At 41.7% G+C, this 15,168-nt stretch carries 11 protein-coding genes and 1 pseudogene; 5 read left to right on the plus strand and 7 right to left on the minus strand.

What is annotated here, in order from left to right:
* Window positions 1-125 precede the first annotated feature (125 nt).
* Window positions 126-1,160 carry a hypothetical protein gene (locus ACPZ3T_RS17060; protein ID WP_490270664.1) on the minus strand — a complete coding sequence of 345 codons (1,035 nt, stop codon included), beginning with the start codon at window positions 1,158-1,160 and terminating at the stop codon, window positions 126-128.
* Between the two features lie 377 nt (window positions 1,161-1,537).
* Between ACPZ3T_RS17060 and ACPZ3T_RS17065 the strand changes: the two genes are divergently transcribed.
* Window positions 1,538-2,419, plus strand: a complete 882-nt coding sequence (locus ACPZ3T_RS17065) for a tetratricopeptide repeat protein (RefSeq protein ID WP_490270665.1) — start codon at window positions 1,538-1,540, stop codon at window positions 2,417-2,419.
* On the opposite strand, the gene ACPZ3T_RS17070 is transcribed toward ACPZ3T_RS17065, so the two are convergent.
* The 4 genes from ACPZ3T_RS17070 to ACPZ3T_RS17085 all read right to left on the minus strand — a co-directional run bounded on the left by ACPZ3T_RS17070 (window position 2,381) and on the right by ACPZ3T_RS17085 (window position 5,688).
* A complete protein-coding gene (locus tag ACPZ3T_RS17070; protein ID WP_490270666.1) occupies window positions 2,381-2,602 on the minus strand; it encodes a hypothetical protein in 222 nt (73 codons plus the stop codon). The two genes, ACPZ3T_RS17065 and ACPZ3T_RS17070, sit on opposite strands and share 39 nt — an antisense overlap.
* 11 nt (window positions 2,603-2,613) lie before the next feature.
* Complete coding sequence (locus ACPZ3T_RS17075; protein ID WP_490270667.1) at window positions 2,614-3,243, minus strand: TMEM165/GDT1 family protein; 630 nt, start codon at window positions 3,241-3,243, stop codon at window positions 2,614-2,616.
* Window positions 3,244-3,528: 285 nt separating this feature from the next.
* A complete protein-coding gene (locus tag ACPZ3T_RS17080) occupies window positions 3,529-4,245 on the minus strand; it encodes a pirin family protein (RefSeq protein WP_490270668.1) in 717 nt (238 codons plus the stop codon).
* Between the two features lie 528 nt (window positions 4,246-4,773).
* Complete coding sequence (locus tag ACPZ3T_RS17085) at window positions 4,774-5,688, minus strand: helix-turn-helix domain-containing protein (RefSeq protein WP_490270669.1); 915 nt, start codon at window positions 5,686-5,688, stop codon at window positions 4,774-4,776.
* A gap of 293 nt (window positions 5,689-5,981) precedes the next feature.
* On the opposite strand from ACPZ3T_RS17085, the gene ACPZ3T_RS17090 reads away from it, so the two are divergent.
* Entirely contained in the window at window positions 5,982-6,386 is a 405-nt protein-coding gene (locus ACPZ3T_RS17090) for a thiol-disulfide oxidoreductase DCC family protein (RefSeq protein WP_490277252.1), read from the plus strand.
* Between the two features lie 307 nt (window positions 6,387-6,693).
* On the opposite strand, the gene ACPZ3T_RS17095 is transcribed toward ACPZ3T_RS17090, so the two are convergent.
* Window positions 6,694-7,122 (minus strand): hypothetical protein, encoded by a 429-nt coding sequence (locus ACPZ3T_RS17095; RefSeq protein WP_490270670.1) that lies wholly within the window; start codon window positions 7,120-7,122, stop codon window positions 6,694-6,696.
* Window positions 7,123-7,429: 307 nt separating this feature from the next.
* Here ACPZ3T_RS17095 and psbQ point away from each other — a divergent pair, with 307 nt between their 5' ends.
* Window positions 7,430-7,897: a photosystem II protein PsbQ gene (gene psbQ / locus ACPZ3T_RS17100; protein WP_490277253.1), complete on the plus strand. Its 468-nt coding sequence runs from the start codon at window positions 7,430-7,432 to the stop codon at window positions 7,895-7,897.
* 264 nt (window positions 7,898-8,161) lie between these two features.
* On the plus strand, window positions 8,162-9,289 hold the full coding sequence (locus ACPZ3T_RS17105) for an NAD(P)/FAD-dependent oxidoreductase (RefSeq protein ID WP_490270671.1): 1,128 nt from the start codon (window positions 8,162-8,164) through the stop codon (window positions 9,287-9,289).
* Here ACPZ3T_RS17105 and ACPZ3T_RS17110 read toward each other — a convergent pair.
* Window positions 9,264-9,836: pseudogene (locus ACPZ3T_RS17110) on the minus strand (IS4-like element ISSysp3 family transposase); the annotation flags it as partial. The gene ACPZ3T_RS17105 and the pseudogene ACPZ3T_RS17110 sit on opposite strands and share 26 nt — an antisense overlap.
* A gap of 600 nt (window positions 9,837-10,436) precedes the next feature.
* Between ACPZ3T_RS17110 and ACPZ3T_RS17115 the strand changes: the two are divergent.
* Window positions 10,437-14,981 (plus strand): PAS domain S-box protein, encoded by a 4,545-nt coding sequence (locus ACPZ3T_RS17115; RefSeq protein WP_490270672.1) that lies wholly within the window; start codon window positions 10,437-10,439, stop codon window positions 14,979-14,981.
* Window positions 14,982-15,168: the final 187 nt, after the last annotated feature.

Raw genomic sequence — 15,168 nt, forward strand, 5'->3', positions numbered from 1 at the left:
GGGGCAGGGGGAGACAAGGGAGACAAGGGGGACAAGGAAGACAAGGGAGAAATATTTACCCCCCATGCCCAATGCCCAATGCCCAATGCCCAATGCCCAATGCCCAATGCCCAATGCCCCATAACCTATTCTTGTGTTGGTTTTGGCCGTTTAATCGGCTTCGGAGTGGGTGTAGAACTCGATGAAGACGATTTTGGTAAGGGTTTGGTAACTGGGGAAGAGTCGCCGCTTCCTCTCTTGACAGGACGTGGAGTTTCTCCTGGCCGTCTGGGGGGGAATGGTCTTCTACCACCGCCACCACCACGAGGGCCACCGCCACCTTTGAAGGGTGGTCTGCGTTTTTTGGGCAAATCCGCGATCGCTTCTGCTGTTTCTATGACTAACCCGTCAGCTTCTCGCTTGGCTTGAAAGTCCCAAAACTTGCCTACGGCTTTGGTTGTCAACACACCCCGCAATTTCAACTTGAAATATTTGGGTTTATCGTTTGGTTTGCGTGGAGCTTGCTTAATTTTGACGACTAAGCTCTTTTCATCAAAAGACTGGTAAACCACCTCCCCACGGACGGAGAAACCGCCATCAGGGATGTGCGATGAAGGTGCTGGGAGGCTTGTAGCTTCTTTACTCTCATCTACTAAACTCTCATCGGATGTCTGTAGTTCTTTTGACTCCGAATCAGCTTGAGTTTCTGCTGTTGCTGGTTTAGCAAGGCTTTCAGGCTCCCATACCCCTACAATTTGAATATGTAAGGTGTCATTTTCTTGTCTGGTGCGGGGATAAACTACCCACAAATGTTCTTTTTCTAGGTCTAGGTGATTTTTCACTAGACTCATAATCCGACCCAGTAAGACGGCATTGAGTTCTACGCCATCCGAGGTACATAACATACCTTGGGTAAAATGTTCGTCACTAGCTTGATAGCGACCGCGCACTAGTCCAATGGCACGGTACTGCATTGGTTCACTAGGGGGCGGTATTGGTTGTTGGCGATCTACTGGGTTCTCATGGGAGTCGGTTTCATTAGATTTGACAGGTGAACTTTCAACTTTAGAGGGCTGGGTTGCTGCTATGTGAATCTTAGCGGCTGCCTCTGGTTGAGTTTCAGGTTCATTGGAAGCAAAAGAGTTGGAGGAATCAGGCGAAGGCATCAGGTCGGAATTCATAAAAACTCCTTGCGGCGGAGACACATCCCATAATGGGATTTTACTAAGGCAGCTAGAAATGGCGTTTGTGTGGTTGATGAAAGTATATTGGCTTTTCACAAAATCACAACAGAACGCTCTATACAATTGTAAAGACGCTAAATCCGGCATTCATGATCTAAATGTGTAATTTAGCGTCTTTACCGCAGTTTCGGAAGCATATCATAGCTTCTAATATGATGGGTCTTCCTAAAGTAATCACTTAATTTAGCAGTCAAATAATCATTTGTTATAAAATTCACTCTTAATTGGCGGTATTCCGTACAGTTTTTCAAATTTTTAACTTTTGTGTTTGTGTCAATAATAATGAGATCAGAGTTTTAGAGGGGGACGAAATCGTGTCTCAACCGCGCAATCGCTGGATAGTTCAGATTATTCTAGCACTGGCAGTTATTACTTTTGTAGGTATTTCTTTAGTTCCCATCATTAGTGCGCTCAATGATACGTCATCCCCAAGCCCCAATGCCACTAACACAGGTGACGTTGCTACTTCTAACCAAATATCTAAGTTGCAAGATGAAGTACGAGGTTATGAATTGGTTTTACAACGAGAGCCAGAAAATCAAACGGCTCTCAAGGGTTTATTACAAGCGCGGCTACAGTTACTAAGCTTAAAACAAGGTGATATTCAAGGGGTGATTCAACCTTTGGAAAGGTTGGCGAAACTTAATCCCCAGCAGTCCGAGTATGGTGTGTTGTTGGCTCAAGCTAAACAGCAAATAGGTGATAACGAAGGTGCGGCTCAAGCTTATCGAGCCATTTTAGACACCAAACCAGGGGATATCAAGGCTTTACAGGGAATGGTGGCTCTGTTAGTCAGTCAGCAACGCCCAGAGGCGGCTGTAGGTTTGCTGCAAGAAACTTTAACTAATGCTGCCCAAGCTAATACTATCCAGCCTGGTAGTGTCGATGTAGTCGCTGTACAGGTATTACTGGGTAATGTTCACGCAAGCCAAAAACGCTATCCTCAAGCTATTTCTGCTTTTGATCAGGCAATTAAAAAAGCCCCCCAAGATTTTCGCCCAATTTTGGCTAAGGCGATGTTGTTGAAGGAACAGGGTAAAGTCACCGAAGCGAAACCTTTGTTTGATAGTGCCTTAGCTTTAGCTCCTGCTCAATACAAAGATGAGATTAACAAAGCTGCAACTACATCACCCCCACCTACCCCTACAGCTACTACATCACCCGCAGCCACTCCTGAAAGTACACTTAAGCCTTAAAGGGCATGGGGCATGGGGCATTGGGCATGGGGCATTGGGCATGGGGCATTGGGCATGGGGCATTGGGCATTGGGCATTGGGCATTGGGGTAAATATTTCTCCCTTGTCTACCTTGTCTACCTTGTCTACCTTGTCTCCCTTGTCTCCCCCTGCTCCCTGCCCCCTGCTCCCCTGCCTAGACATCAACAAGTCCCTCAAGCTCCCTCAATGGCGGCAAAAATCCCAAAAATTAAAAACAAGCATCCCCCGGCAAAGGTGAGTTGACGCTCAGAAATGCGTCCGGCGATCATTTTGCCGCCAATAACTGCGATCGCTGCACAAATAGCATGACCTAAAATAGCTCCTATGGTGACACCAATGGCATTATTACCGGCCGCTAAGGCTATGGTGGCGATTTGGGTGCGATCGCCCCATTCTGCCATAAATGTCAAGATAAAGGCTTCTATGACAATCGATAGGGGAGTTTTTTGTTTGGGTAGCTCCAAATCCGCTTTTTCGACGGCGGCTTTGGCTTCTTCCATTTCTGCCATCATTTCGGCTTTCTCAGCAGCAGCAGTCATCTTACTAGCTTGGTATAACAGCTTGATCCCAAAGGCAATAAATAAAGCTATTTCTGCATAATGAATATACACTTTGGGCAGTAGTGAGGCGGCTTGCCCAAATAATACTGAAAGAATTGTCATCGCTGCTAAAGCAGCTACCACTCCCGTAAATACCAATCGCCGTGAATGGCGCATTGCCAAAATCATAGCGATAAAAAATGTTTTATCCCCTAATTCTGAAACTGTAATCAATAGTAAACCTGCGGTAAAAGCTGTTAGCACTCTCTCAAGCTCCTGAAAAATCCTGTGTGATGTGAGCTTGATGAATGCCAAAAGACCCCACCAAGCTCACGTTTTTGTGAACTTAGTGAAGGTCTCGCTACCAAATCTTAATTATTTGTCATCTGAACCAGGCTCATCGCCAGTGTGTTGACTCAGATGTACTGGCTGGGAAATTTTATGCCAGTAGCTACTCCCCTTCTATCTAAGAAAATCTTACATCTATTCTAGGTATGAGTCAATCAATTTTTGATTTTGGATTGATTGATGTAGGGGAGGCAAAAATGATTAAGCTAAATCGAACAGTAAAAATTCTGTACCCACATTGGTACTAATTTCTAACTGTTCTTCGCCGTTGATTTGTACGCCATCCCCGGCTCTCAATTCTTCTCCATGTAAGGTGGCGACACCTTGAGCTATTTGTAACCAGCCATAACGATTGGGTTGGAGATGATAATTAACTACATCACCAGGTTCTAAAACCGAGGCGTAGATGTCTACATCTTGGTGAATAGTCACAGCACCATCCCGTCCATTTTTAGCGGCTACTAAGCGGAGTTGACCACGCTTTTCCTCTGGGGAAAAGGCTTTTTGTTCATATCTCGGTGAGAGTCCTTTTTGATCAGGTAAAATCCAGATTTGTAATAGGTGGAGTGGTTCAGTTTGGGAATGATTAAATTCGCTGTGGTGAATACCAGTACCAGCACTCATGATTTGTACATCACCAGGACGAATCACTGAGCCTGTACCTAAACTGTCTTTGTGTTCTACTGCACCAGATAACACATAAGTCAAAATTTCCATGTCCTGGTGTCCGTGGGTAGGAAATCCAGCACCGGCCGCAATGCGGTCATCGTTAATCACTCTCAAAGAACGAAATCCCATCCGGTTGGGATCATAGAAATTACTGAAGGAAAAGGTGTGATAACTATCGAGCCAACCAGTTTGACTACGACCGCGATCGCTGCGATCATGAATTAGGTAGTTAATTGTATTAGCAGACATAAATTTACCTCGCTTCCAAATTAGTGATTAGTGAATGAAAAATTTTTCGTGTTATATTAACTGACCAAAAAATATGTTTTTTATCAGTTTTTAAGTTTGTGTTTTGATAGATAATTATTTGTAGCTATTCAGGTTTTTTATCCCTGTTTCAACTATATAAATCTTAAAACATAGCAACAGTAAATGAAAAGTACGCACTCAAAAGTGGCGTACTTACTAAAAGGATACTATTAACGGGGAACTGGGAGCAGGGGGGCAGGGAGCAGGGAGCAGGGGGCAGGGGGCAGGGGGCAGGGGGCAGGGAGCAGGGAGCAAGGGGAGACAAGGGGGACAAGGGGGACAAGGGGGACAAGGGGGACAAGGGGGACAAGGGGGACAAGGGGGACAAGGGGGACAAGGGAGCAGAGGGGCAGGGGAGCAGGGGAGCAGGGGAGCAGAGGCAGAAAAACTCTTGAATTTTGAATTTTGAATTTTGAATTTTGAATTTTGAATTGATATGCCCAATGCCCTATGCCCAATGCCCAATTTTTAAATTTTCACTTTTTCTCTGTAATTTCTGGGTGTGATACCTATAAGCTTGCGAAAGACATTAGTGAAGTGACTTTGACTCTGAAAGCCAACTTCTTGGCAAATTTTATCGATAGGTTGATTGCTTTGAGCCAAAAGCTTTTTTGCTCGCTCAATTCTGCAATTCATCACATACTGATGTGGTGCAAAGCCTGTTGATTGTTTGAATAGTCGTGAAAAATGATACATACTCATATCCACTACCGCCGCAATCTCTGCCAGAGTTAAATCTTGGTTGAGGTTATCGTGAATGTAGGCTATGGCTTGTCTGAGTTTCCAGGCAGATAAACCTTTATCCTTAGAATAAGGAAGGCTGGTGTGATTAGTCACACAATAATGTTTCAGGAGGTGAACACAAAGGGTATTTGTCAGGGATTCAATATAAATACGGCTACCATCACCATGAGATTCTAGTTCTGACTTGAGTGCTAGTCCAATTTGATGAATTAATGGATCTGGGGCTGCAAAACGTGGTTTAATTTCCAGTTCCTGCCAATCTCCTGTTTCTATGGCAATTCGCCTCAAAAAAGCTGGCTCTAAGCCCATAATCATAAATTCAGCTTCCGATTGCCAGCGTGAGATGTGAGTAATCTGAGCCGGAATAATGGCTACGTCTCCGTTACCTACATTTTCTGGCTGCAAATGTCCGTTCAACACTCGCTCTGCTTTGATAATTTCGGGCTTTAAGCTGATACTAATAACGTGTTGTTGAATGATGTGTTCAGGAGTTTCATGGCTTGGCTGTTGATGAACATCAAGACGTAAACCTTCCCATTGAGCATGGTAACTAGAAATCAAGGGCGATCGCGGCAGAATCTCCCCAAAGGAATCTTCTTGAGCCACATCAACACTCAGGATTTTTTCTTCCGACATCATTCTCACCCACAAGCTTTTAGATTTACCTTGAAAAATCTTTTTAATATGTTATAAAAATTGATGAGGAGCTATTACGCTTTTAAATTACACAGTCATTGTTGAATTTTTTGACGTTAACCGTCAACATCACAAACAAGATGTGAAACTTAGATACGGGACAGCTGATTTGATTAAAAGGGGTATTTATGGAAATCGACAAATTAAATAATACTTAATTAAATCAAAATTTACTGCTTAATTATATATTAAAATATTTTTCAGAAAATTGTTACCAAAAACATGGGTTATTAATGATGAATTACTACGTTATTTACGATGGTAACTGTAATCTCTGCGTTCCTCTAGTACAGTTACTAGAAACCCTAGACCAAGGGCAACTGTTTCGTTACATCCCTATGCAAGATGAGGAAACCCTTGCCGAATGGGGTATTACATCTGAAGACTGTGAACAAGGGATAATTTTAATTGATGCCAATGACCCTAATAGACGTTGGCAAGGCAGTGATGCGGTGGAAGAAATTCGGCGATTGTTGCCTCTGGGTAGTGCTTTTATAGACGCATATCGAGCCTTACCGGTAGCAAAATCAGTAGGAGATTACCTCTACCAACAAATCCGGGACAATCGTTACAATATTTTTGGTAAACGCCCCACTACCTATCAATCACCTTACTGTGTTGATGGGAGTTGCAGAAGCTAAGAAATGATGACTGTTAACGGTTGATTGTTGACTGGTAAGTAATGACTAATAAATATTGGGGACTTCCAGCAATTAAATTATTCAATTGTGATAGCAAATCAAAGTTCCTTACTCACACAGTAATAGAATAGTTTCTGCTTGGAAGTCCCTTAACTATTGACCCTCCGAATTTTAGATTTTAAATTTTGGATTTTGGATTAGTTTGAGTCAAAGCTCCACCAGGAGTGGGCTTCCGAATTTTAGATTTTAAATTTTGGATTGCCGGATTGAATCTAAAATCTAAATTCCCAAATCTAAAATTGATTGACTAATCATTCTGTTTATTAAAAACTTCTAAAATCTGGCGGCAAACTTGTTTGAGTTTGTCTGTAACTTCACCAGAAGGGATAGACTCACCCACAAAACTCCAAGTCTCTACCGTAGAAAGTCGCCACACTTCACCGCGATGATCAAACCCAGCTACCTCTAAGCCAATGGCTCGTCGTGATTTCGTGATGGGGTCTTGGTGAAATCGAATTTGAATTAAAATACTGCGACTACGCCAAGATTTACTCACACCAGGAAAATGAAAACCAATATCTATAGAATCTGGATCAACTAATTCTCTGGTGTCTGGGTCATTGTTCCAGGGTTTTAAATCTGATTTGGCATCAGGAAACTCGAATTTGAACAAGTTAACTGCTGTAGCAATCTTGCTGGCGAGTTCAAGGTTGGTTGCCTGTTCAGCTGCATTCACGAAAAAACACTCCTTGATTGGGACGGACTTAAAGGTAGGGAGTGGGGAGTAGGGATTAGGGACTCTGGATTGGCAATTAAGCTAATTATCCAGTTTTTAGCCTCTAGTCTCTAGTCATTAACCTCTAGTTAAGTAATTGTACTTAAAAATTTTACCAAAATAGCTCATAATGAGCTTTTTGTGGAACAGTCCAAGGGAAATATGAAAAAATTTCTCCAAAATCATTTACTGGTAGGAACGATAAATTACCTCCGCGATATAGAATGACACTGTGAATCAGCAAAAAGAAACCAACCAATTTCAGTGTATGGCGCGTCAACGCTCAATCATTTCATTACTTATCGTACTTGTAGCAACGTTTCTAGTTAGTTGCGGCAGTCCTACTACCGCAGTTGCTCCTCCAACTTATACAACTGCTCAACTTGAGAAGATTCAGGTACACTCCCCTGAGATTCAAGCTGTGCGCGATCGCGCAGACGAACTGAAAACCCTGATTCAAAAAGGTGACTGGATCGATGTGGGTAATTTTATTCATGGGCCAATGGCAGAAGCTAGGCTAAGTATGACTTACATCACACCCAACCTACTGCCTAAAGCACAATCCACAGCCCGGCAAATCAACAAAGATTTGCTCAACCATCTAGTTAAAATCGATCAGGCTGCTAGTGCTGGTAATACTCAACTTGCCTTAAGTAACTATAAAGCTGCTTTCGCTGATGTTGATCAATTCCTAGAACTGCTGCCTGAAAGCAGTAGCGCATCTGAGGCTAGCTAGAATAGGGGAAAGAATCAAGGGATGTAAGGGTGTAGGGGTATAGGGGTAGGCTGTTGACTTTGTTAAAATTTGGGCGGTTTTTAGTAATTTTGTACGCGATGTTTAATTTGTGCCTCAAAGCCTTCTCAAAACACAGTTTCAGCCATCGTAACTACGCACATTTTTTGCATGGACAAAATCCCAAAAAAGGTACAGAGTCAACAGCCTAGTATAGGGGTATAGGGGTTTTGAATGCCCTATGCCCTATTTTCATGAGCGAAAATTATGAATGTAGCGATTATCGGTTGTGGCGTGGTGGGGGCGGCGATCGCGTATGAACTGAGCCAAGTCCCTGGACTCAACATTACAGTATTTGATCAACAATCACCAGCACAGGCTTCTACTGGGGCGGCGTTGGGTGTTTTGGTGGGGATAATTAGCCAGAAAATCAAGGGTAAGGCTTGGCAGTTACGACAAACCAGCATCCAACGTTATGAAACTTTGATTCCTGAACTAGAAGCTTTAACAGGACGCACCATTCCTTTTAACCGTCAAGGTATTCTCAGGCTTTGTCTGGTAGAAGACAACTTAGCCCACTGGGAAAAGTTAGCAGAAATTCGCCACTCCCAAGGTTGGCAATTAGAAATTTGGGATCAGGGGAAACTGAAAGCTATGTGTCCCCAAATCGATCATCCTGAAGTGATTGGTGCTGTTTACTCTCCCCAAGATCGTCAACTTGACCCTACAGTATTAACTTTGGCTTTAGTGGAAGCAGCCCAACAAAAAGGCGTAAATTTCCAGTTTGGTGTGAATGTTTTAGGTATTTCCAACCCAGACAATAGCAAATGTAACTCGGTAAAAACAACAACAGGTAACTTCCCCGCCGATTGGATCATTATTTCGGCTGGGTTAGGTTCTACAGCTTTGACAGCCCAGTTAAATCAAAAGATAGATATTCGTCCTGTCTTGGGACAAGCCCTGCAAGTATCTCTAGGACATTTGTTAGGTAATCCTGACTTTCAACCAGCTATTAATGGTAATGATGTGCATATAGTTCCCATTGGTGGCGGTGACTATTGGATAGGGGCGACGGTGGAATTTCCTGTAGATAGTGCTGAGATTCCCCCTAATCAAGAATTATTAGAGTCAGTGAAAAAACAAGCGATCGCTTTTTGTCCAGAATTAGCTTCAGCTAAAATTATTCGCACTTGGTCAGGTTTACGTCCCCGTCCCGAAGGTCGGCCAGCACCAGTAATTGGCGAATTGCCAGGCTTTAGTAACGTTCTATTAGCAACTGGACATTATCGCAATGGGGTCTTACTTGCTCCAGCTACAGCTAGTATGATTCGGGAAATCATTCGTAATTACAATGATTGGGTTTTCCCACAAGGCGACGGTCAATGCGCGCTCTGACCAGCACATGATTGTCGTGATTTGGGACTGTCGCCAATTCCTCATACATATCGCTTTCGCGGTCGGCAATGTGAGTCACGATTTTAGCATGACCAATAGTTAAACATTTTTGCGTTTCTTCGGCAGAACGTAGCCACTTGTATGATTCTTTCTTTTCTATTGGTAATCGCTGGTAGTTGCGCTCATGCTTATCTTGATGGTTCATCTGTCTTGTCCACAGTTTTACTGTGCTTATCCCCAAGGGAAATCCATTCTCTGCATCTAATACCAATGTCGGATGAATGTAAAATCCTACATCTTTGTTATTTCCGACTACACCTACACCCAAGGCTTTCAACCTGCCTACATGCGACTGCAAGTTTATTTCGCTCGTATCACTAATTGCTAATATATGCTTTCCTTCTACATGAGATACGCAGTGGTCTGATAAGCTTCGCACTAATTCCCCTACTGTCACATTCTTATTCTCCAAAAACCGATAATATCCCACTTGTTCGGCTCTATTTTTACTTATTTGTCGAATGCTGGCTGATTGATGTTTTCCCATTGCTTCGTACAATGCTGCCCCCTTTTAGAGAGTCGCGGGTCTCCAAATGCTTTTCCCCCAACTGCTTGAGCGTGTATTCTGATTGGATTTTCCACTGCCTTCTACTCCCACAACTCCTTCTGTTATTACTTTACTTGGACTTGTGTGTACACCGTAGCCTACAAGGAGAGAGGCTTTAAAACCCCCATTCCCTACAAGGGAATGGGGGCTAGGGGGGTTAGGTTAGAGAGACTTTGGTGTTAATAACAATACTTTTCAAACATCCTCTAAGAGTAATCATCCTCACTAGATGTTCTTCAGATAATACTCAGCTTCAATATAAGTAATATTACGATTTCTCTCTCGGCAGAAATATAGATAATTATACAGAGATACAAAAATAGGGAGATAAAAAATGGTGGTAAGACGGGATTATTAATGAATGATATTAGTGATTTCATTGATGTGACTGTAGCAAATATGAGTTATATTGAATCCTAAGACTTCCAGCTACATAAATAATTAATTTAAAATTCTCTACCGAAATATTACGGAAAAAATATTGTTGAGATTACGAATCCATTTAGGTGTGGTGAAACTTTTTCAATTAAAAACCATGATATGAAAACAGATGATCAGCAAATCAATATTCTCTTAATTGATAATGAAATCGAAAATTATCATTGCTTATTAAAAATATTTGCTCCACTCAATTATCAATTAGAACAATTATCTGCTGATGAGATAGAAATTAATTTAGGAATAGACTTTATACCAGATATAATTTTAATAGACAGTTCTATCCTCAACTCCCAGGCACAAGCGATTTTTCAGAAATTAAAGTGCAATCAGCAGACAAGGAATATACCCATCATTTTATTAATTGCTGTAGAAGAAATATATCTAAGATTCGATGATATGCAATTAGATGTGACGGACTATATTACTAAGCCATTACAACAAAAAGAAGTTTTAATCCGAGTTAACAATCAAATAATTATTCAAAATTTACAGCAACAATTACTAGCAGAACAACAAAAATGTCAGCAACTAACCATTGAGTTAGCAAAACATACTTGTCAGACAGTCCAAGACAATATTAATCTCGAACATGAGAGTCATCTACAAGCAAAGCCTGTTCAGCTATGCAACTATAATTTAGTTTTAAGTCAACAACGGGCTGAAGCAGCCCATCGTGCGTCTGAGCAGAAGCTAGCCTCAGCTTTTCGAGCTTCCCCCGACCCCATTGCCCTGTGTACTTTTCCTGAAATACGCTACATAGAAGTAAACGACAGCTTTTGTCGGCTATTTGGTTATCCTCGTTCACAAGTCATTGGTAGCACCAATGCAGAATTGAACATTTGGGTAAATCCCCAGGAATGTCATTTTCTCTCGCAAATCCTGCAACGTACAAAAGCTATCCGCAACCATGAAATTGATTTTCGCACTGCCAATGGTGAAATTAAAACACTACTGCTGAGTGCAGAAATGATCGAAATCGAGAATCAAAACTATGTATTAGCGACAGCTAAAGATATCACTGAGCGTAAACAAGCAGAAAACGAAAGCCGATTATTGTTGTTAACTACCCAAGCTATTACCCGCGCCACTGATGTCAAAAGTGCTTTAACAGTAGTCCTGCGTTTGATTTGCCAAACTATCGGTTGGGAATTTGGGGAAGCATGGATACCCAGTGATGACGGCAGTGTTTTAGAACATAGTTTAGTCTGCTATTGTGAAGAAAACTATCTAGAAGAATTTTGCGATCGCAGTCAAACAATGACCTTTGCATTGGGACTGGGACTACCGGGGCGAGTATGGCAAACTAAAAAACCAGAATGGATTGAAGATGTTTCTCAGGTCAAGGAGTCAGTATTTTTACGTTCTTCACAAGCTGCAAAAATCGGCTTTAAAGCTGGTTTTGGTGTTCCTATTCTTGGTGGTAGGAAAGTAGTAGCTGTTTTAGTATTTTTTAAACGCAGTACAGTGGCAGTAGATAAGCGGTTACTAATGTTAGTGGGTACTGTAGCCACTCAATTGGGCAGTTTAATTCAACGGCAAATCATCGAAGCCGCCCATAGAAAAAGCGAAGAAAGATTACAATTAGCCTTAGAAGCCAGTGAGTTAGGTTTGTGGGATTGGAATCTCTGCACAGGTAAAATCTATCGTGACTGGCAATGGCAACATCTACTGGGTTACGCAGAATCTCAAGTTGATCAACATCAATTAGTTAACAAAGAATTAATCCATCCTGAAGAACTACCAGCTGTTAAATCAGCTATTCATGCCCATCTTCAAGGCTTGACATCTGTATATGAAATGGAATTTCGGATGCGTTGTGCCTCTGGGGAATGGAAATGGATACAATCTCGTGGTCAAATTGTCGAATGGGACGAATGGGGTACACCAGTGCGAATGACTGGAACGAATAAAGACATTACAGAGCGCAAAACCCTAGAAAAACAACTGCAACTGCGGGAAGCTCGTCTCAATGCCTTTTTTAGTGGTGCGCCTGTAGCCATGAGCATCTTAGACCACCATTTGCGATTTGTGCAAATTAACGAACTGATGGCCGAAATTTCTGGGCAACCTGCAAAAGACCACATCGGTAAGACCCTCCGTGAAATCGCCCCCAATATAGATGCTTTGATTACACCCTTTTGTGAACACGTACTTTTAACTGGTGAAGCTATTCTCAACCGAGAGATTAGTATTGCTGTCTGTGATGTACCGGAGCAACTACGTTATTTTCTGGTTTCCTATTTCCCCATTCCAGGAGAAGATCATCCTGACGGTGTAGGTACTGTGATCTTGGAAATTACTGGAGTCAAACGGGCAGAAACTGCTTTACGAGAAAGTATAGAACGGGAAAGAGCGATCGCTCAAGTCATTCAACGGATGCGCCAGACCCTAGATTTGGAAACAATTTTTACAGCCACCACCGCAGAATTACGGGAAGTTTTAAGTTGTGATCGCGTCGTTGTTTATCGTTTTCATCCTGATTGGAGTGGCGAATTTGTCGCCGAATCTGTCAGTACAGATTGGGTGTCACTGATGCAATTACACCAACAAAACCCCAATCTCACCCAAAATGTTTTAGAAAATGGTCGTTGTGTAGTCAAAATGTTAGACGGCCAAAATATTCAATTAGAAGATCAGATATCATCTCATACAAGCACAAGTTTCTGTTGTGTATCAGATATCTACCAAGCTGGTTTAAATCCTGATTACATCAAATTCTTGGAGCAGTTTCAAGCCCAAGCCTATATTACTGTTCCCATCTTATGTGGTAATCAACTTTGGGGATTATTAGCCAGTTATCAAAATTCTAGCCCTCGCCAATGGAAAACAGGGGAAATCAACATTGTTGTGCAGATTGGGAATCAGTTGGGAGTCGCATTACAACAAGCGCAATTATTAGCACAAACTCAACAACAATCACAAGCATTACAAGCTGCCGTCACCGCAGCTGATACCGCCAACCGAGCCAAAAGCGAATTTTTAGCCAACATGAGCCACGAATTGCGAACACCCCTCAACGCCATTTTGGGATTTACACAACTGATGAGCCATGACAACACCCTCTCTGATGAACATCAAAAAAACTTAGCTATCATGAACCGCGCCGGAGAACACCTGCTCAACCTCATCAATGACATTCTCGAAATGTCCAAAATTGAAGCAGGTAGAACCACCTTAAACCTCAGCAGTTTTGATTTAATTCGCCTCTTAGATAATCTCCAAGAACTCTTGCAAATTCGAGCTAAAGCCAAAGATTTACAGCTAGTATTTGAATATGCCGCCAATTTGCCCCAATACGTGCAAGGTGATGAAAGCAAACTACGTCAAGTCTTACTCAACATTATCGGTAATGCTATTAAATTTACGACATCTGGCAATGTCATACTCAGAGCTAGGTTAGCTAGTGGAGATGGGAAAGTCGGAACAAATCAACTCAAAAATCGCCACAATGAAAACAAGCAAGAAATTATCCCCAATTCCCAATCTCTGATCTTCGAGATCCAAGATACTGGTATAGGAATTGCCCCAGAGGAATTAGAGTTACTTTTTGAAGCCTTTGGACAAACTGAAAGCGGTAAACAATCACAACAGGGAACAGGCTTAGGATTAGCAATTAGCCGCAAATACGTGCAGATGATGGGGGGAGATATTAGCGTTACCAGCTCTCTAGGTGTAGGCAGTCAATTTAGCTTTGATATTCAAGTCGGTTTAATCTCTGCTGCTGATCTGCCCACATCATCAGTATCTCCCGGTGTGACTGGTTTAGCACCCCAACAAAAACAATATCGAATTTTAGTGGTAGATGATATACCCGATAGTCGTCTATTACTAGTGAAACTTCTTTCTTCTATTGGTTTTGTTGTCCAGGAAGCTTCAAACGGTGAGGAAGCTGTTACTGTATGGGAAAAATGGCATCCTCACCTGATTTTCATGGATATGCGAATGCCTACAATGGATGGTTATCAAGCTACCCGCTTAATTCGTTCCCGGGAATTGAAGGATCAAGAACAATGCACCATGATCTCAATAAACACACCCGGAGTCAGCCGCACGGAGGCTTGTTTGCTCTTGGAAAAATCCCTTCACAAAATTTCTCGAAAAAATCCTCTTTCCATGTCAGGTTACTCTCAAAACCATACAATCATTATTGCTTTAACTGCTAACGCTTTTGAAGAACAACGGGAAGCAATGATCCAAGCTGGGTGTGATGATTTAATTAACAAGCCTTTCCAGAAAGCACAAATTCTAGAAAAAATTAGTCAATATTTAGGTGTACGCTATCTTTATCAAGAAGATATTCATCAAACATTCAATAAGCTTAGAGAAAAATCTCTTAAAAAAATCCCCAAAGTTGATGAGATGTTGTCTGTACTATCTCAAATGCCTCAAGAATGGGTAGTAAAAATACATAAAGCCGCCGCCCAAGGTAGTGATGACTTGATTTTAAATTTAATCGAGCAACTGCCATTAGAAAATACAATTTTACAGGAGTATTTCAGCTGTTTAGCTCATAATTTTCAATTTGATAAAATTATGGAATTAACTATTAATTTAGTGAATCACGAAAATCGAGAAATTGCAGCCTCTACAGGCTCAATTCCCACCTTTTTAGGCACAGTCAACAGGGACAAGAAGCAAAATTAAGTAATAAGTAATAAGTAATAAGTAATAAGTAATCAATAGACCTCTTGCACGAATAATTGAACACTACGAATACATAAATTCAAGAGTGATCTTTCTGCGTTCTTCTTTGCGTCTTTGCGCCTTTGAGTGAGCTTTAAATAGTATTGTTAGCAACACCAAAGTATTTATGCAAGAAGTCTAATGATAA

This window comes from Aliinostoc maniaoense, assembly GCF_058172895.1.

What these genes read in the sequence shown, in the direction of transcription:
- ACPZ3T_RS17060 (WP_490270664.1), bottom strand. Translation starts at nt 1,160, where the DNA reads ATGAATTCCGACCTGATGCCTTCGCCTGATTCCTCCAACTCTTTTGCT.
- ACPZ3T_RS17070 (WP_490270666.1), bottom strand. Translation starts at nt 2,602, where the DNA reads ATGTCTAGGCAGGGGAGCAGGGGGCAGGGAGCAGGGGGAGACAAGGGA.
- ACPZ3T_RS17080 (WP_490270668.1), bottom strand. Translation starts at nt 4,245, where the DNA reads ATGTCTGCTAATACAATTAACTACCTAATTCATGATCGCAGCGATCGC.
- ACPZ3T_RS17085 (WP_490270669.1), bottom strand. Translation starts at nt 5,688, where the DNA reads ATGATGTCGGAAGAAAAAATCCTGAGTGTTGATGTGGCTCAAGAAGAT.
- ACPZ3T_RS17090 (WP_490277252.1), top strand. Translation starts at nt 5,982, where the DNA reads ATGAATTACTACGTTATTTACGATGGTAACTGTAATCTCTGCGTTCCT.
- psbQ (WP_490277253.1), top strand. Translation starts at nt 7,430, where the DNA reads ATGGCGCGTCAACGCTCAATCATTTCATTACTTATCGTACTTGTAGCA.
- ACPZ3T_RS17105 (WP_490270671.1), top strand. Translation starts at nt 8,162, where the DNA reads ATGAATGTAGCGATTATCGGTTGTGGCGTGGTGGGGGCGGCGATCGCG.
- ACPZ3T_RS17115 (WP_490270672.1), top strand. Translation starts at nt 10,437, where the DNA reads ATGAAAACAGATGATCAGCAAATCAATATTCTCTTAATTGATAATGAA.